Origin of the sequence: Polynucleobacter sp. MWH-UH24A (genome assembly GCF_018687475.1) — a bacterium.
Taxonomy (GTDB): domain Bacteria; phylum Pseudomonadota; class Gammaproteobacteria; order Burkholderiales; family Burkholderiaceae; genus Polynucleobacter.
This window is the reverse complement of record NZ_CP061292.1, coordinates 967,188-983,696: the sequence shown is the minus strand read 5'-3', so window position 1 is coordinate 983,696 and position 16,509 is coordinate 967,188. Positions and strand designations below refer to the sequence as shown.

The 16,509-nt window shown below is 49.5% G+C and carries 18 protein-coding genes; 16 read left to right on the top strand and 2 right to left on the bottom strand.

Annotated features, from left to right (window positions below; genetic code table 11):
• Positions 1-2: 2 nt before the first annotated feature.
• The 5 genes from folC (at position 3) to ICV32_RS05190 (ending at position 5,452) form a co-directional block, all read left to right on the top strand.
• Positions 3-1,307 (top strand): bifunctional tetrahydrofolate synthase/dihydrofolate synthase, encoded by a 1,305-nt coding sequence (gene folC, locus ICV32_RS05210; protein WP_215368450.1) that lies wholly within the window; start codon positions 3-5, stop codon positions 1,305-1,307.
• A 3-nt stretch (positions 1,308-1,310) separates the two neighbouring features.
• Positions 1,311-2,081, top strand: a complete 771-nt coding sequence (locus ICV32_RS05205; RefSeq protein ID WP_215368447.1) for an SPOR domain-containing protein — start codon at positions 1,311-1,313, stop codon at positions 2,079-2,081.
• Positions 2,082-2,083: 2 nt separating this feature from the next.
• Positions 2,084-2,635 (top strand): CvpA family protein, encoded by a 552-nt coding sequence (locus ICV32_RS05200; protein WP_215368444.1) that lies wholly within the window; start codon positions 2,084-2,086, stop codon positions 2,633-2,635.
• A 2-nt stretch (positions 2,636-2,637) separates the two neighbouring features.
• Positions 2,638-4,176, top strand: a complete 1,539-nt coding sequence (gene purF / locus ICV32_RS05195; RefSeq protein WP_215368441.1) for an amidophosphoribosyltransferase — start codon at positions 2,638-2,640, stop codon at positions 4,174-4,176.
• A 70-nt stretch (positions 4,177-4,246) separates the two neighbouring features.
• Positions 4,247-5,452, top strand: a complete 1,206-nt coding sequence (locus ICV32_RS05190) for an O-succinylhomoserine sulfhydrylase (protein ID WP_215368438.1) — start codon at positions 4,247-4,249, stop codon at positions 5,450-5,452.
• Here ICV32_RS05190 and ICV32_RS05185 read toward each other — a convergent pair whose 3' ends face one another.
• Positions 5,453-6,601 (bottom strand): ABC transporter ATP-binding protein, encoded by a 1,149-nt coding sequence (locus tag ICV32_RS05185; protein WP_251371808.1) that lies wholly within the window; start codon positions 6,599-6,601, stop codon positions 5,453-5,455.
• Positions 6,558-7,208, bottom strand: coding sequence for a molybdate ABC transporter permease subunit (gene modB, locus ICV32_RS05180; RefSeq protein WP_215368435.1), 651 nt, complete (start codon positions 7,206-7,208; stop codon positions 6,558-6,560). Before modB ends, ICV32_RS05185 begins: the two co-directional genes overlap by 44 nt.
• 154 nt (positions 7,209-7,362) lie before the next feature.
• Between modB and ICV32_RS05175 the strand changes: the two genes are divergently transcribed.
• From ICV32_RS05175 to ICV32_RS05125, 11 genes are all read left to right on the top strand, one after another.
• Entirely contained in the window at positions 7,363-7,740 is a 378-nt protein-coding gene (locus ICV32_RS05175; protein WP_215368427.1) for a helix-turn-helix transcriptional regulator, read from the top strand.
• Between the two features lie 40 nt (positions 7,741-7,780).
• A complete protein-coding gene (soxC, locus tag ICV32_RS05170; RefSeq protein ID WP_371817044.1) occupies positions 7,781-9,154 on the top strand; it encodes a sulfite dehydrogenase in 1,374 nt (457 codons plus the stop codon).
• Positions 9,155-9,161: 7 nt separating this feature from the next.
• On the top strand, positions 9,162-10,247 hold the full coding sequence (locus ICV32_RS05165; RefSeq protein WP_251371807.1) for a c-type cytochrome: 1,086 nt from the start codon (positions 9,162-9,164) through the stop codon (positions 10,245-10,247).
• A 96-nt stretch (positions 10,248-10,343) separates the two neighbouring features.
• Complete coding sequence (soxY, locus tag ICV32_RS05160; RefSeq protein WP_215368415.1) at positions 10,344-10,796, top strand: thiosulfate oxidation carrier protein SoxY; 453 nt, start codon at positions 10,344-10,346, stop codon at positions 10,794-10,796.
• Between the two features lie 52 nt (positions 10,797-10,848).
• Positions 10,849-11,157: a thiosulfate oxidation carrier complex protein SoxZ gene (gene soxZ / locus ICV32_RS05155; RefSeq protein WP_215368412.1), complete on the top strand. Its 309-nt coding sequence runs from the start codon at positions 10,849-10,851 to the stop codon at positions 11,155-11,157.
• Between the two features lie 43 nt (positions 11,158-11,200).
• Positions 11,201-12,064 (top strand): sulfur oxidation c-type cytochrome SoxA, encoded by an 864-nt coding sequence (gene soxA, locus ICV32_RS05150; protein ID WP_215368410.1) that lies wholly within the window; start codon positions 11,201-11,203, stop codon positions 12,062-12,064.
• A 15-nt stretch (positions 12,065-12,079) separates the two neighbouring features.
• Positions 12,080-12,688 (top strand): sulfur oxidation c-type cytochrome SoxX, encoded by a 609-nt coding sequence (gene soxX / locus ICV32_RS05145; RefSeq protein WP_215368407.1) that lies wholly within the window; start codon positions 12,080-12,082, stop codon positions 12,686-12,688.
• Positions 12,689-12,708: 20 nt separating this feature from the next.
• The gene (gene soxB / locus ICV32_RS05140; protein WP_215368404.1) at positions 12,709-14,439 is read left to right on the top strand and encodes a thiosulfohydrolase SoxB; all 1,731 of its coding nucleotides are present in this window, start codon (positions 12,709-12,711) and stop codon (positions 14,437-14,439) included.
• 24 nt (positions 14,440-14,463) lie between these two features.
• On the top strand, positions 14,464-14,898 hold the full coding sequence (locus ICV32_RS05135; RefSeq protein ID WP_215368402.1) for a DsrE family protein: 435 nt from the start codon (positions 14,464-14,466) through the stop codon (positions 14,896-14,898).
• Positions 14,899-15,039: 141 nt separating this feature from the next.
• A complete protein-coding gene (locus tag ICV32_RS05130; protein ID WP_215368398.1) occupies positions 15,040-15,357 on the top strand; it encodes a hypothetical protein in 318 nt (105 codons plus the stop codon).
• An 8-nt stretch (positions 15,358-15,365) separates the two neighbouring features.
• Positions 15,366-16,493, top strand: a complete 1,128-nt coding sequence (locus ICV32_RS05125) for a YeeE/YedE family protein (RefSeq protein WP_215368395.1) — start codon at positions 15,366-15,368, stop codon at positions 16,491-16,493.
• Positions 16,494-16,509 lie beyond the last annotated feature (16 nt).

Sequence of the window (16,509 nt, the reverse complement as noted above, 5' to 3'; positions counted from 1 at the left end):
TCGTGCTTGAACTCCAAAAGAACCAACCAATCCTATTTACCAGCCTAGACCAGTGGTTATCCCACTTGGAAACTGCCCACCCCGTTGGGATTGATATGGGTCTTGCTCGCATTACGCGAGTGAAGGAATCGCTCGGACTGAAATTTGCATGCCCGGTCATTACGGTGGGCGGAACCAATGGCAAAGGCTCCACGTGTGCGTTTCTAGAAAGCATATTGCTAGCCGCTGGATATAAGGTAGCGTGTCATACATCCCCCCATCTCTTGCGATTTAATGAACGCGCCAGACTGAATGGCGCCGATGTTAGTGATGCAGATTTACTAAAGGCATTTGAGCGTGTCGAGCAAGCTCGCTGTCGATTAAGTGATCCGCCAACTCTCACGTATTTTGAGTTCACCACTTTGGCGATTATGGATATCTTTGCCAATGCATCGGTTGATGCAGTGATCTTAGAGGTTGGGATGGGCGGACGCCTTGATGCAGTCAATATTGTGGATGCGGATTGCGCGATTGTGACCAGTATTGATCTCGATCATATGGCTTATTTAGGTAATACCCGTGAGGCGATTGCTTTTGAGAAAGCCGGTATTTTTCGAACGAAGGCAATTGCAATCTGCGCTGACCCAATGCCACCTACATCGTTAATCAACCATGCCAATACAATCGGAGCAGATCTCTGGCTAATGGGCAAAGACTATTCCTTTACAGGTGATCAACAGCAATGGGGATGGACAGGTCGGGGTAAGCGCTTTAGTGGGTTAGGCTACCCAGCATTACGGGGCGCCAATCAACTGCTCAATGCCTCAGCGGTGATCGCCGCTTTAATTGCTTTGCATGATCGTCTGCCTGTTAGCGCTCAGGATATTCGCAATGGTTTGGCCTTGGTGGAGTTGCCCGGACGCTTTCAAGTTTTGCCTGGTAGACCCACGGTGGTATTGGATGTTGCGCATAATCCCCATGCTGCGGCCACCTTGGCCGAAAGCATTGAAGCGATGGCTTACCACCCCTATACCTATGCGGTATTTGGGGCGATGGCCGATAAGGATATTGATGGTGTTTTAAAGCCCCTATTAAATACTGTTGATTATTGGTATTGCATCGATTTACCCACACCGCGAGCCGCATCAGCATCTGATCTTGCTAAGCGCCTGCGCGCGTTTAATAAAGAGGCCTTGGTGTTTATGGATCCAGGTGCTGCCTATCAAGCGGCGTTGGATAAAGCAGGTGAGGGTGATAGAATTCTAGTCTTCGGATCCTTCTATACCGTTTCAGGCGTAATGGCTTATCGAAATAACCAGGCACATTGATCCATGACCTTCTTATCGAACCTGTTTCGACGCAAGCCTGCCCCCCAAAAAATTGAGCCCCTGGCTCGGCGCACCTTCCCAAAGCGTGCAAAGCCTAACGAAGAAAGTGCCGAAGAACTTGCGCTGACCGAAGACCCTGAGAAGCAACGGGCTCGTCATCGCTTAATTGGGGCAGCAACCTTAGTCTTAATTGCGGTGATTGGATTGCCACAAATTTTGGATCAACAACCCAAGCCGGTAGCGAACGACATTACAGTACAAATCGTGAGTAACTTACCAAATCCGGCAGCGGGCGTACTTGGTATCGAGTCAGATAAAAAAGCACCGGTGGAACTAAAAGCAGAGCCAAAGCCTGAAATGAATCCAACGCCGGCGCCGACCGCTAGCACTCCTGCAGCAGCACCCAAGCCAACGAATCCAGCCCCCGCAGCATCCAATGCGGCTAATAAAAGTTTAGGTTTGGCTCCGGGCGAAGAGTTGGTGAGCACGAGTAAGGAGCCCGTTGGCTCAACCGATGCAAAAGCGGTGGCCAATGGCAAGTTTGTGATTCAGATTGGAGCCTTTGCTTCGGAAGAGCGTGCCAATGGTTGGGTTGCCAAGTTAAAAGAGAACAAAATTCCGTATTACGTTCTGACCCGAAATAACACAGAGGGTGTCAAACTTTATTTGCTTCGGGCCGGCCCCTTTGGTGAGCGCGAGGCAGCAGAGTCGGCCGAGAAACGAATTCGCTCGCTTGGCCTAAGTCCTCGCATTGTTGAGTCGAATAAGAACTAATCATGCAATCACTAAACGCCATGCAATTGACAACCTTGGATTATTTTGCGATTGGCATCTTGGTCGTTTCAGCAGCGGTTGGCTTATGGCGCGGTTTTTTTCGGGAGATCATTGCACTGGTCGCATGGTTTGCTGCCGCATGGCTTGCTTACCATTTCTGCAATTATTTAGCCACCGAGTGGCTTTCTGCATTTATTCCGAATGAGGCTGCGCGTTTAGCTAGTGCTTTCCTACTGATCTTTGTTGCGGTATTAATAGCAGCTGGTTTATTGGCACGCGCCTTTCAATCTTTACTCTCAAGTGCAGGACTCACTTTGGTCGATCGATTCTTTGGTTTGATATTTGGGTTTGTCCGTGGTGCCCTCGTATTGGTTGTATTGAGTACCTTGGGCGCGCTTACTGGTGCACAACAGACTAAGGCATGGCAGGCATCGGCAATTCGGCCGGTGCTTGAGCAGGGGGCTGGACTGATCCGCTCATGGTTACCTGAAAACTGGGCGAAGCAGTTAAATGCAATTTCAATGACCGATCCTTACCGATCGGCAGGGGGCTAACTATGTGTGGTGTTGTCGGAACGATTTCGCATCGACCAGTAAACCAACTCTTGTATGACGCCTTGCTCCTATTGCAGCATCGCGGACAGGACGCAGCCGGGATAGCCACGATGAACGGTAATTCATTTGCCATGCATAAGGCCAACGGTCTGGTACGCGATGTATTCCGGACCCGCAATATGCGCAGTCTCGTTGGTAATGCGGGTATTGGCCAAGTGCGTTACCCCACTGCTGGCTCGGCGAGCAGTGAAGAGGAAGCACAACCGTTTTATGTCAGCGCACCCTTTGGCATCATCTTGGCCCACAACGGCAATCTAACCAATGCCCCGATGCTGCGAAGTGAGATGGCGTACCGTGATCGCCGCCATATCAACACCAACTCCGATACCGAGGTCTTACTGAATGTACTCGCCGACGAGTTGCAAAAAGAGACGAATAGCGCCGCATTAGATGATGACTCCATCTTTAAGGCTGTTGCAGGTCTCAACAAGCGGGTGAAGGGATCCTATGCCGTTGTCTCCTTGATTGCTGGATTTGGTTTATTGGCATTTCGGGATGCCTTTGGGATTCGTCCTCTGTGCATCGGCAAGATCGATACACCCGATGGAACCGAGTGGATGATCGCCTCCGAGTCGGTTGCTCTTGAAGGCTTAGGCTATACCTTTGTGCGTGATGTGATCCCGGGTGAAGCAATCTATATTGATCTTGATGGAAACTTTCATACGCGCCAATGCGCTCCGAGTGCCAGTCTCAACCCCTGTATTTTTGAATACGTCTATTTAGCTCGCCCCGACTCAACGATTGATGGTGTGACCGTTTATAACGTACGGATGCGCATGGGGGACTACTTAGCAGAAAAGATTCGGGCGGAGACCGACGTTAGCAAAATTGATGTGGTGATGCCGATTCCTGACTCGAGCCGACCTGCTGCGCTTCAGGTTGCAAAGCGCTTAGGTATCTCGTATCGCGAAGGATTTTTTAAGAACCGCTACATTGGTCGTACCTTTATCATGCCTGGTCAAGCGGTGCGCAAGAAATCGGTTCGTCAGAAATTAAATGCGATGCGGATTGAGTTTAAAGACAAGACCGTTTTAATTGTGGATGACTCGATTGTGCGGGGTACTACCTCGTATGAGATTGTGCAAATGGCACGCGAGTCTGGCGCCAAGAAAGTGATCTTTGCCTCTGCTGCACCCCCAGTGCGGTTTCCCAATGTCTACGGTATTGATATGCCAACCCGAAGTGAACTCGTTGCGTATGGTCGTACCCACGATGAGATCAATGATCTGATTGGTGCCGACCAACTGATTTATCAAAGCGTTGAGGATATGAAAAAAGCGGTTCAGGATATCAATCCAAATATTAAGAACTTTGAGGCATCCTGCTTTGATGGAAATTACATCACGGGTGATATCACCGAGGCGTATTTGGATGCGCTCGAAGCAGCACGCAATATCGCAAACAATGAAGAGGATCGTAAGAGCGACCCCAGTGACTTTGCACGTTCGCAATTGCATTTGCATTTAGCCAACGGAGACTAAACAACAGCTGTGGCATCTGCGGCACGCTGTGCGTGACAGCCTGTCATTTACCTGTCAAACTTCTTCTGTTATGAAAAAAATTGCACGACCAACACCCAATCTAAAAACCTTGGCGCCCGAGACCCTAGCAGTTCGAGCCGGAACTCGTCGTTCAAGCGATTATCAGGAACACTCCGAGGCGATGTTTTTGACCTCGAGCTTTTGCTTTAATTCAGCCGAAGAAGCAGAGCACGGCTTTGCCAATGCTGATCAAGGATTTATCTACTCACGATTTACCAATCCAACGGTTAGCATGTTTCAGGATCGGCTTGCGGCACTTGAGGGGGGTGAGGCATGTATTGCTACATCCTCTGGAATGGCCGCCATTCTGACAACAGCGATGGCGCATCTGCAGGCGGGTGATCACGTAGTGTGTTCTAAATCCGTCTTTGGTGCGACCACACAACTGTTCTCCTCAATTCTGAGTCGCTTTGGGATCACAACGACCTATGTGGCAATTGCTGACCTAAAGGCTTGGCAGGCAGCAGTGCAAAGTAATACAAAGCTCTTTTATCTGGAGACCCCGTCCAATCCGCTAACGGAGATCGCTGATATTGCAGGAATTACCAAGATTGCTAAAAAAGCAAAGGCATTATTTGTGGTGGATAACTGTTTTTGCACTCCAGCCTTGCAAAAGCCCTTAGCGCTCGGCGCAGATGTGGTGATCCATTCGGCGACCAAGTATCTTGATGGGCAAGGGCGGGTCGTCGGTGGGGCAATTGTAGGCAGTCGTGATTTTGTGATGGGCAAGGTATTTCCCTTTGTACGAACCGCGGGACCGACGCTCTCGGCCTTTAATGCCTGGGTATTTCTGAAAGGCCTTGAGACCTTAGAACTGAGAATGCAAGCGCAGAGTGCGAATGCTTTAGCCTTGGCGTTGTGGTTAGAGAAGCAAGCCGGAGTCGAGCGTGTGTATCACCCTGATCTTAAGAGTCATCCACAGCATGCCTTAGCGAAGCGTCAACAAAAAGCGGGAGGGCCGATTGTGTCGTTTGTCCTTAAGGGTGGCAAAAAGGCGGCCTACAAGCTCATCAATCAAACACGCTTAAGCTCGATCACAGCAAACCTTGGGGATACCCGCACCACGATTACGCATCCAGCGAGCACCACTCACGCCCGAATTACACCGCAAGCGCGCAAAGACGCGGGTATTGTGGATGGCTTGGTGCGGATTGCTGTCGGTCTTGAGAACATCGATGATCTCAAGCGTGATCTAGCGGCTGGCTTAAAAAAGTAATTACGTAGTGCCCACAAAACGACGCGGGTCGTTAATCGGTCGCAACGGCATGATATGAATGAGCTTACGATCGAGCTCGAGGTAAACCTGCGCATCCTGAACTAAACCTAAACGCTTAACCTCTGCAGCAGAGGCTTCCCATGTTAAGTGTTCGTCAAGACCATCGATCGAAAACTCAATGAGTGCAATTTGGCCCAAAGAACTAATGGTATTCACGCGACATGGAATGCGTTGACCATCTGGAGCCGTGTGAACGCTAAGCCCCTCTTGGGGAATGACCCATGCCACTTGAGAATTTGGAGGAATGCGACCCTTATCGACAACGTGAAAGGACCAAGGGCTTGCCCCCCACGATAAGGTACCGCCATTAAATACCCCATGAAAGAGATTGGGAATCCCAACGAGCTGGGCAACGCGCGCATTCCGCGGTTTCGTAAATAAGGATTGTGGGTCAGTGGTCTGCAAACCCACGCCGTGATCGAGCACAGTAATACGGTCGGCTAATAAGTGGGCTTCTCGTAGATCGTGCGTGACCAGGATGATGGGGATATTGAGCTGCTTACGAAGTTCAGCCAGTGTTTGGTAGAGTTTCTGACGCGTGGGTATATCAATGGCGGAGAAGGGCTCATCGAGCAAAAGCATCTTGGGTGAGCGCGCCAAGGCACGAGCGAGGGCAACGCGCTGTTGCTGACCACCCGATAATTGTTTAGGTAAGCGTTCCCCAAGCTCACCAATATTGAGCTCATCGAGCCAGCGCTTAGCCTCAGTGCGGCGCATTTGCGGATCACTAATCGTGTTGTAAAGCGCCATGCACACATTATCCAAAGCACTAAGGTGAGGAAACAGGGCGTATTGTTGGAATAAGAATCCACAAGAGCGTTGATTTGGTGGCATTGTCATCATGGAGCCACGGGCCGGATCCCGATTAAGCCACACCGCGTGGTCGCACTCAATAAAACCAAATTCAGGATGATGAAGCCCGGCAATGGAGCGCAAGATACTCGTCTTACCACTACCAGAGGGGCCCACCAGCGCATGAACCTCGCCAGCATCGATTTCTAACTGAATCGATAGGGGATTGGGAAGGGTCTGCTGAAGGTGAACCTTAAGCACGGCGCACCCCCGCGCTGTTGCGGCCAAAGATCCCATAGGAAATAGCAATGGCAATGAGCGAGATCAGTAACAAAATTACGGAGAGTGAACCAGCCCCTGCGGTATCGAATGTTTGCACCTTATCGTAGATTGCAATCGATGCGGTTTTGGTTTCTCCAGGAATTGCGCCGCCCACCATCAGGACCACCCCAAACTCTCCCAAGGTATGGGCGAAGGTCATGGCAGCACCACTCACAATGCCACGCCATGCAAGGGGGAGTTCAATTAAACGAAAGCGCTGCCAAGTGCTAAGCCCGCTGACCTTGGCTGCTTCCTTGATCTCGGTGGGGATTGCCTCGTAGGCACGTTGGATGGGTTGGATGGCAAAAGGTAAATTGACGATGATGGAGGCAACCAGGAGACCGGTAAATGAGAACACTAAGGGCTCCCCGAAGAGGCTTTTGCCAGCAAACGCCACGATGAAGTAGTAACCAAGAACCGTGGGTGGCAACACCAAGGGTAGGGCGAGTGCCGCCTCAGCCCAGGATTTCCAGGGGCCCGCCTGGGCTAGGTGATAGCCAATCCAGATCCCAATGGGGATTAAAACCAGTAAGGTCCAAAAGGCCAACTGCAGGGATAGAAAAATCGCTTGGGTATCTAACAATTCGTGAATTAAATCAGTTGGTTATCTAATTTTTCTAGAATAAAACGAGGTTACAGCCAATCACAGCACTCTATTCTAGAACGATTGAATCAGGGTATCTCTGTATATTCTTTTGGACGTATTTTAAGTGTAATATGCGCAACTACGCATATTTATGGCAAGCTCATCCTTCTCCTCAAAAAACCCTATTGCCCAGGGCTTCGCGGGTGGCTTGGCTAAAAAATCATTATCCCCAGAACAAATGGAAGCACTCTTTAAAGAGGTATCTGCGTTCTTTGCGGTCCTTGCTGAGCCATCCCGTTTGCGCATTATGTACGCCTTGTGCGAAGGCGAGAAATCCGTCTGTGAGGTCATTCAGTATTCAAAATCCAGCCAAGCAAATGTGTCGCGTCATTTAGGAACCCTCCATGAGGCAGGAATATTGGCACGCCGTAAAGTTGGCACCACTGTTTATTACTCGATCTGCGATGACGCCACGCTAGAAATCTGCCAACGCGTTTGTGGCCGCGTCATGAATGGATTACTGGATTAATCGGCATCACTTTTGTCTAACTATTTAATTCCCGATGAATATGAGTGAACGAAGCAAAACGATGCAATCCCTCAGTACCCCGAATCTCATTCGGAAGGCACCCGAGAACTTTTTATCGCAAGAAGCAATTGCGCAAATCAACCAACATGGTGCCGATGAGACCCGTCGCGGCTTTCTGCGCAAGAGCTTCATGGCGGCCCTTGGTGGTGTCGGTGCTGCAGGCAGCGGCTTGGCCCTTGCAAATCCCCAGGGCGATCCAGCGATTCTGGAGAAGCAAATTTGGCAAACGACTTTGGGTAAAAACGTTGCCACCGAGCCCTATGGCACACCATCTATTTATGAAAAGAACTTAGTGCGTCGTGAGTCGCCCGGATTAACGAGGGTATCGGCGGCATCCGTAGCGTTCACACCGCTGCAAGGCCTATTTGGCATCATTACCCCAAACGGCTTGCACTTTGAGCGCCACCATCAGGGTTGGTACAACATTGATCCCAATAAGCATCGTTTAATGATCAATGGCCTTGTAAAGAATGAAAAAGTATTCACGATGAACGATCTCATGCGCCTACCATCGGTATCGCGCATTCACTTTATTGAGTGCGGTGCCAACACCGGCTTAGAGTGGGGTAATGTGGCTGTACCAACCGTGCAATATACCCACGGCATGTTGTCCTGCTGCGAGTTCACGGGCGTACCACTATCAACGCTTCTTGATATTTGCGGCGCTGATTTAAAGAAGGGCAAGTTCATTTTGGCCGAGGGTGGCGATGGCTCCGGTATGACCCGCACGATGTCTATGGAGATGGCTCTGGATGATGTGATGGTTGCTTGGGCGATGAACGGTGAGATGCTGCGCCCTGAGAACGGCTTCCCAATTCGTCTCGTGGTACCAGGTGTGCAGGGCGTGAGTTGGGTGAAGTGGTTACGCCGCATTGAAGTCGGTGACAAGCCTTATGCAACGAAGGATGAAGCGATTCACTACATTGACTTGATGCCAGATGGTTTGCATCGTCAATACACCTCGATTCAAGAGTGTAAGTCGGTTATCACCACACCATCAGGTGGTCAGCAACTCTTTGATAAGGGTTACTACAACGTGAGTGGTTTAGCGTGGTCAGGTCGTGGCAAGATCAAGCGGGTAGATGTCTCGTTTGATGGCGGTAATAATTGGCGTACGGCACGTCTTGAGACCCCCGTTTTGACGAAGGCTCTGACGCGCTTCAATATCGATTGGGTTTGGGATGGTTCACCCACCATCATGCAATCGCGCGCAATTGATGACACGGGTTATGTGCAACCCACCATTCGTCAATTACGAGCTGTACGCGGTACACGCTCGATTTATCACAACAATGCAATTCAATCGTGGAAGGTTGATACCAATGGCGAGGTCAGCAATGTTCAAGTCGGCTAATGTTTTGATGAAACCTATTCTTGCCAGCGCAGTAGTTGCTACCACCATTTTTTTAAATGGTACCGAGGTAAATGCTCAAACCGCTCCAGCGGCAAACAAATCAAAGCCCTATATGAATATGGGCCGTAACGCGACGCCTGCAGAAGTGGCGGCTTGGGATATTGATGTGCGCCCTGACTTTAAGGGCTTACCAGCTGGCTCGGGCTCGGTTGCAAAGGGTCAAGAGCTTTGGGAGAAACAGTGCGCAAGTTGCCACGGTACCTTTGGTGAATCCAATGAGGTGTTTACACCCATTGCTGGAGGAACCACGAAGGACGATATTAAAACTGGTCGGGTCGCATCGTTGATGAGCGATAAGCAACCCCAACGAACCACGATCATGAAGGTGGCAACAATCTCAACGCTTTGGGATTATGTCCATCGCGCCATGCCATGGAATGCACCGCGCACCCTGACGGTCGATGAAACCTACTCCCTAGTTGCTTTTATGCTCAACTTAAGTGAAGTGGTTCCTGACGACTTTGTGCTCTCGAACAAAAATATTGCGCAAGTGCAAGGCATGATGCCCAACCGCAATGGCATGACCCAGAAGCATGGCTTATGGACGGTGAAGGGCACACCCGATGTGAAAAATACGGCATGCATGGCAAATTGCGCCCAACACGTTGCGATCGGATCGGTATTGCCAGACTATGCTCGTAATGCTCACAATAACTTAGCAGAGCAAAACCGGGAGTATGGCCCGTATCGTGGCGTTGATACTACAAAGCCACCAGTGGCTGCTTTGCCATCCTCTGGCATGTTGATGGTATCAACCGCTAGTGCCCCACCCAAAGCGGTAGGCCCAGCCGACTTGTTTAAGAAAGAAAACTGTTCAGCGTGTCACGCACCGGCAGCAAAATTAGTGGGCCCATCGATCGCTGATGTTGCCAACAAGTACAAAGGCGTTGCGAATGCCCAAGCGATGCTTGAGAAGAAAGTGAAGGCAGGTGGTGCAGGTGTTTGGGGTGCAATTCCGATGCCTGCGCAGACTCAGTTATCCGATGCGGACAACAAGATCTTGGTGCAGTGGATGTTAAATGGGGGAAAATAGTTAAAGGGTTAGCACTAACTGAAGTAGGGTTATATACACTTTATAGTTTTAGGTAAGCAACAACTAATGAGTAGCAGTTGATAACAAGGAGTTTTTATGGATATGCAACGACGTGATGTACTGAAGTATTCAGCCATCTTTGGCTTGATGGCTTCAGCAGGTTTGATTACTCCTGCGCAAGCGCAAGAGTGGAACAAAGCCGCCTTCGAAGGAAAAACTTTGGATGATGTGTTCAAAGTGCTAGGTGCCGGTAAGCCAGAGAATTCAGCTGCAATCACGATGATTGCTCCGGATATTGCCGAGAACGGTGCCGTAGTTCCTGTTGGCATTAACACCACTCTTAAAGCTCAACAAATGGCTATTTTGGTCGACAAGAACCCAAGCGCCTTGGCTGCTCAGTTCTTCATTCCAGCCGGTACCGAGCCATTTGTCACAACCCGGATCAAGATGGGTCAAACCTCTAACGTTTACGCTTTAGTGAAAGCCGATAACAAGTGGAGCGTGGCGGTGAAAGAAGTGAAAGTAACCCTGGGTGGTTGCGGCGGTTAATGATTAAACCGATTAGTCAATTACATATTTAACGAATTAGAGAGGAAGCAAAATGTCAGATCCGATGCGCGTACGAGCAACCGAGAGCGGCGGTGTGGTGGATGTCAAAATCCTAATGAAACATGATATGGAAACGGGTCAGCGCAAAGATGCGTCTGGCAAGGCGATTCCAGCGTGGTTTATTAGCACTGTGACTGCAAAAGCCAATGGTAAGGATGTGTTTAAGGGTGAGTTTGGTCCAGCAGTATCTAAAGACCCATTCTTGAACTTTAAGTACAAGGGTGCCAAAGGTGACAAAGTAACCGTTAGTTGGGTTGATAACAAAGGCGGTAAGCGGACCGATGAGGCAACGGTTTCGTAATTTGTATTTTGTACTTCACTGATCAAAACAATAAGAGGGAATCATGAGACAACACTGGACTCGCGGGGCACTCATTGTGTCCTCGCTATTTGTTCTGCAAGCATGTACAACACCTGAGCCGCCTAAGAAAGCGGCGACTCCTGCGCCAGCGCCTCAAGCTGCTGCTCCAGCTGACGCACCAACCGCTGAGATTGAGAAGTACCGTGCGATGATTGCTGATGGTAATCCCTCTGATTTGTATGAAATGGCTGGTGAGGAGCTCTGGAAGAAAAAGATGGGTCCCAAGAATGTCAGCCTTGAAAAATGCGATCTCGGTCTAGGACCCGGTGTAGTCAAGGGTGTTTATGCGGTGCTACCTAAATACTTTAAAGACACCAACAAAGTTCAAGATCTGGAGTCGCGTATCGTGACCTGCATGGAGCGTCTGCAGGGTTTTGATGGCAAAGAAATTATTGCCGGTAGTTTTGGAAAAGGTAAGCGTAAAGATGTCGAGGCTGTAGTAGCTTATGTGGTTGCCAATTCCAAAGGGGCAACGATTAATGTTTCAATGAAGCATCCTAAAGAAAAAGAAATGTATGAGCTTGGTAAGAAGTCATTCTTTTATCAAGCTGGTCCGATGGATTTCTCCTGCGCATCCTGCCACGCCGATCCTGGTAAGCGGATTCGTTTACAAGATTTACCAAACTTAACGACTCAAGCTGGTGCAGCCTTAGGCTGGGGAGCCTGGCCTGCATACCGAGTATCGAGCGGTACCTTTTGGACCATGCAATACCGTTTGAATGATTGTTATCGTCAGCAACGTTTCCCAGAGCCAATTTATATATCCGATGACACGATTGCGGTCTCGATGTATATGGCCGTCATGGCAAATGGCGGCAAGATGGCTGCCCCTGGTCTGAAACGCTAATCGCTGGAGAACAACATGAAGAATAAATATCTAATTACAGCAGCAACTTTATTGGCGTTACCTATGGGCTCTGCATTTGCTGATGCAAAGTTCGACAAGATGATGAAGGATAGTTTTCAATCGAACGGAATTGCCTCAATTGACCGATTAAAGCAAGATGCAGCACAAAAGTATTGCTCGGATCCTGCAGTGTTAGCAGGTAAGGGCAATGCCAAGCAGGCCGAGTCGATTCAGAAGGCCAACATGGAAACCATCAAACAACCGGCTGGTGGTAAATACATCGGCGATTGGAAGGCCGGTGAGCGAGTTGCTCAGAGTGGTCGCGGCGCAACTTGGACCGATAAAGCAGATGCTGCGAATGGTGGTGGTTGCTATAACTGCCATCAAATTAATAAAGCAGAACTTTCTTATGGAAACATTGGCCCAAGCCTCTGGAACTACGGCAAGTTACGCGGTTACAGCAAGGAAGTTGTGACCTATACCTGGAATCGGATTTATAACTCCAAGGCTTATAACGTGTGCAGCAATATGCCGCGCTTTGGTCATTTCAACTTATTGACCGAGAAGCAAATGCAAGACGTGATGGCTCTGTTACTAGACCCGAATTCTCCTGTTAATCAGTAAACCAATTACCAAGGAGTTGTATGTCTTTTAGTAGACGGGAGTTTCTGCAAGCCCTTGCAGTGGCGTCGGCTGGCGGAATGAGCTTGCAGTCCAATTTTTCTCATGCTCAAAGTGCTGCACAGAAGTTTTATGACCTGCCAAAGTTTGGCAATGTGCATTTCTTGCACTTTACCGATTGCCATGCGCAATTGCTCCCAATCTACTTTCGTGAGCCCAATGTCAATTTAGGCATAGGCGCACAAGAGGGTAAGCCACCCCATTTGGTGGGCGAGTATCTATTGAAGTTCTATGGGGTCAAACCTGGCACGCGGGATGCCCATGCGTTTACGTATCTGGACTATGCGTTGGCTGCGAAGACCTATGGCAAGGTCGGTGGCTTTGCCCATCTCGCTACTTTGGTCAAACAAATCAAGGCTAACCGTCCTGGCGCTTTATTGCTTGACGGTGGTGACACCTGGCAGGGCTCGGGAACTGCGCTTTGGACCAATGGTCAGGATATGGTGGATGCCTGTCTTGCGATGGGCGTTGATGTGATGACTCCCCATTGGGAAATGACCTTGGGTGAGAAACGCGTCATGGAGATTGTGGAGAAGGATTTCCGAGGCAAGGTCTCGTTTGTCGCTCAAAACATTAAGACCGCCGACTTTGGTGATGCGGTCTTTGCACCGTATGCCATGAAGACCATGAATGGTGTTCAGGTTGCCGTGGTTGGTCAAGCATTCCCGTATACACCGATTGCGAACCCACGTTATTTCACGCCCAACTGGACCTTTGGTATTCAAGAAGAGAATATGCAAAAGATGGTTGATGAGGCTCGCTCCAAGGGTGCAAAAGTGGTTGTGGTGCTCTCGCACAATGGCATGGATGTGGATTTAAAGATGGCCTCTCGGGTACGAGGCATTGATGCCATCATGGGTGGCCATACCCACGATGGCGTACCAGCTCCTGTGAAAGTGAAAAATCCTGGTGGCGTCACCTTGGTTACCAACGCTGGATCGAATGGTAAGTTCTTGGGCGTTTTGGATTTTGATGTGAAGGGTGGCAAAGTAAGCGACTTCCGTTACAAACTCCTGCCTGTGTTCTCGAACTTATTACCCGCAGACGCAGGGATGAGTGCCTTGATTAAGAAGATTCGGGCGCCGTACGAGTCTAAGCTTGCCGAGAAGCTTGCGGTGACCGATGGCCTCTTGTATCGCCGTGGTAACTTCAATGGTAGTTTTGATCAAGTGATCTTAGACGGGCTGTTAAAGCAAAAGAATGCCGAGATCTCATTCTCACCGGGCTTTCGTTGGGGCACCTCCTTATTGCCCGGCGAGTCCATCACCCTGGAACATCTGCTCGATCAAACGGCGATTACCTATCCCTACACCACGGTCACCAATATGAGTGGCGAGATGATCAAGACCGTCTTAGAGGACGTTGCCGATAACTTATTCAACCCCGACCCGTACTACCAACAGGGTGGCGATATGGTTCGGGTTGGTGGCTTGCAATATACGATTGATCCTGCGGGTGGCGCTGGTAAGCGTATCTCCGAGATGCGTCTGAATGGTAATCTGATTGAAGCAGGCAAGACCTACAAAGTAGCTGGCTGGGCGCCGGTCTCGGAAGAGGCAAAGAATGCGGGTGGTGAGGCCATTTGGGATCTCATGGCACGGCATTTGCGTGAAGTCAAAACCATTAAGGCGGTCAAGCTCAATGAACCGGTGATCAAAGGCGTCAAAGGTAATCCGGGGATGGCCCCAATCTAGTCGTACCTTCAACAGGAGAGTGGCATGAAAGCATTCATTCGCACAGTATTGATGGGCTTTCTAGCCGTCGGTTTGTCACTTGGTTCTAATCTAGCAAGCGCGGAACCAACGAAGGTGGTTTATCACATCGATGATGCGGCTACCCAGGGTTTAAAGGGCTTGCGCAATATTCGCAATCACTTGGATGTCTCACCGCAGACCAAAATTATTGTCGTGACCCACGCCAATGGGGTTGATATCCTGATGGAGGGTGGCAAGGATAAAAGTGGCACTGAGTATGCGCCATTGGTTGCCGCATTAAAGTCACGAGGTGTGCGCTTTGAGGTTTGTGAGATCACCTTACGTAACCGGAACCTCAAACGTGACCAATTTATCCTGGATGCCGAGTTCACACCTTCTGGCGTGGTTCGCATTGCTGACCTGCAATTTAAGGATAAATACGCCTATATTCGGCCTTAATGACTCATTGCTTTATAACTTTTGCTTATATTAGTATTACCGAATCATCTTGATTTTAGCTTCTAAAACACTGATTTTGCTGTAGTTTTTTAACTCAGTCCGATAAAATCACAGTTTCTGAAATTACTATATTTTGAGACTATGAAGACTTTATCGACCTTAGCAATTCTCATCGGTGTTTTGGGTGGATTCGCTCTGCAGCCTGCGCTGGCGGCACCGAATCTTGCCAATGGCAAGAAGATTGAAGACACCAAGTGCTACAAGTGCCACGCTGAGAAGTCTGGCTTTGGCGATGGCACCTTGATTTACACCCGTAAAGATCGTAGGGTCCAAGGGTTGGATCGCTTGAAGGTCATGGTCGCACGTTGCAATACCGAGTTGCGCCTTGATCTATTCCCTGAGGATGAAGCAGACGTGGTGGCTTACCTCAACCAGCAATACTACAAATTTAAACCCTAGGAATCATCATGACTGATTTATCGCCAGAGCAGATTCGCTCTCTGGGTAGCCAAGCTTTGCTGATTACCTTTGTGATTACTGCCGCTTTGGGTGCCATCATGCAACGCACGAACTTTTGCACACTTGGTGCCGTATCGGATGGCATTTTGATGGAGGACTGGTCGCGCATGCGCCAATGGTGTTTAGCCATTGGTATCGCAATCTTGGGGGTTGCCCTCATGTCCCATCTTGGCTGGATTGATGTCACCAAATCGCTTTATACCGGTAACCGCATACTCTATCTTTCTACCTTCATTGGTAGCGTTCTATTTGGGATCGGCATGGTGCTGGCATCGGGATGCGGCAGCAAAACCCTGGTTCGAATCGGCAGCGGCAATCTCAAATCCATCGTTGTCTTCATTGTGTTGGGACTGGTTGCGTACATGACCATGCGCGGATTTTTGGGGGTCCTGAGAACCAATTCCATCGATCAGGTGGCATTGACTCTCAAAACCACACAGGATTTACCCAGCGTTCTCTCTGCGAGTGTGGGCATGGGCAAGGAGCAATTGCGTTGGATTTTGTCGCTTGGTATTGGTGGTGCCTTCATCGCTTATGCGCTTTTGAAGAAATCGTTTTGGAATGTTGAGAATCTTTTAGCAGGAGTAGGGGTTGGCCTAGCAATCACCGCGATTTGGTGGGTATCCGGGCACTTTGCGCACCTTGAGGAAGATCCTAATACCTTGCAAGAGGCCTTCTTGGTAACTAACTCAGGTCGGATGGAAAGTCTCTCATTTGTGGCGCCGTATGCTTATTCACTCGATTGGTTAATGTTCACGAGCGATAAATCCAAAGTGCTCACCATTGGTATCGTGGCCGTATTAGGCATGATTTCGGGTTCAGCGATTAGCGCCGTGATCAGTAAGCGTTTTCGTTGGGAAGCCTTTCGAGGTGTGGAAGATACAGCCAATCATCTTGTGGGTGCTGCACTCATGGGATTTGGTGGAGTTGCCGCAATGGGCTGCACGGTAGGTCAAGGTTTAAGTGGGATTTCAACTCTGGCACTGAATGCATTTATTGCGCTCCCCGGATTTTTCTTGGGAGGCTATTTGGGGCTTCAATACTTACAGTGGCGCATGAGTCCAAAGCCCTGTTAAGCATTAAAATAATTTG

What these genes read in the sequence shown, in the direction of transcription:
- soxB (WP_215368404.1), top strand. Translation starts at nt 12,709, where the DNA reads ATGTCTTTTAGTAGACGGGAGTTTCTGCAAGCCCTTGCAGTGGCGTCG.
- soxC (WP_371817044.1), top strand. Translation starts at nt 7,781, where the DNA reads ATGAGTGAACGAAGCAAAACGATGCAATCCCTCAGTACCCCGAATCTC.
- soxY (WP_215368415.1), top strand. Translation starts at nt 10,344, where the DNA reads ATGGATATGCAACGACGTGATGTACTGAAGTATTCAGCCATCTTTGGC.
- ICV32_RS05200 (WP_215368444.1), top strand. Translation starts at nt 2,084, where the DNA reads ATGCAATCACTAAACGCCATGCAATTGACAACCTTGGATTATTTTGCG.
- ICV32_RS05205 (WP_215368447.1), top strand. Translation starts at nt 1,311, where the DNA reads ATGACCTTCTTATCGAACCTGTTTCGACGCAAGCCTGCCCCCCAAAAA.
- soxA (WP_215368410.1), top strand. Translation starts at nt 11,201, where the DNA reads ATGAGACAACACTGGACTCGCGGGGCACTCATTGTGTCCTCGCTATTT.
- ICV32_RS05190 (WP_215368438.1), top strand. Translation starts at nt 4,247, where the DNA reads ATGAAAAAAATTGCACGACCAACACCCAATCTAAAAACCTTGGCGCCC.
- ICV32_RS05175 (WP_215368427.1), top strand. Translation starts at nt 7,363, where the DNA reads ATGGCAAGCTCATCCTTCTCCTCAAAAAACCCTATTGCCCAGGGCTTC.
- ICV32_RS05135 (WP_215368402.1), top strand. Translation starts at nt 14,464, where the DNA reads ATGAAAGCATTCATTCGCACAGTATTGATGGGCTTTCTAGCCGTCGGT.
- purF (WP_215368441.1), top strand. Translation starts at nt 2,638, where the DNA reads ATGTGTGGTGTTGTCGGAACGATTTCGCATCGACCAGTAAACCAACTC.
- soxX (WP_215368407.1), top strand. Translation starts at nt 12,080, where the DNA reads ATGAAGAATAAATATCTAATTACAGCAGCAACTTTATTGGCGTTACCT.
- ICV32_RS05125 (WP_215368395.1), top strand. Translation starts at nt 15,366, where the DNA reads ATGACTGATTTATCGCCAGAGCAGATTCGCTCTCTGGGTAGCCAAGCT.
- ICV32_RS05130 (WP_215368398.1), top strand. Translation starts at nt 15,040, where the DNA reads ATGAAGACTTTATCGACCTTAGCAATTCTCATCGGTGTTTTGGGTGGA.
- ICV32_RS05185 (WP_251371808.1), bottom strand. Translation starts at nt 6,601, where the DNA reads ATGGGATCTTTGGCCGCAACAGCGCGGGGGTGCGCCGTGCTTAAGGTT.
- soxZ (WP_215368412.1), top strand. Translation starts at nt 10,849, where the DNA reads ATGTCAGATCCGATGCGCGTACGAGCAACCGAGAGCGGCGGTGTGGTG.
- ICV32_RS05165 (WP_251371807.1), top strand. Translation starts at nt 9,162, where the DNA reads ATGAAACCTATTCTTGCCAGCGCAGTAGTTGCTACCACCATTTTTTTA.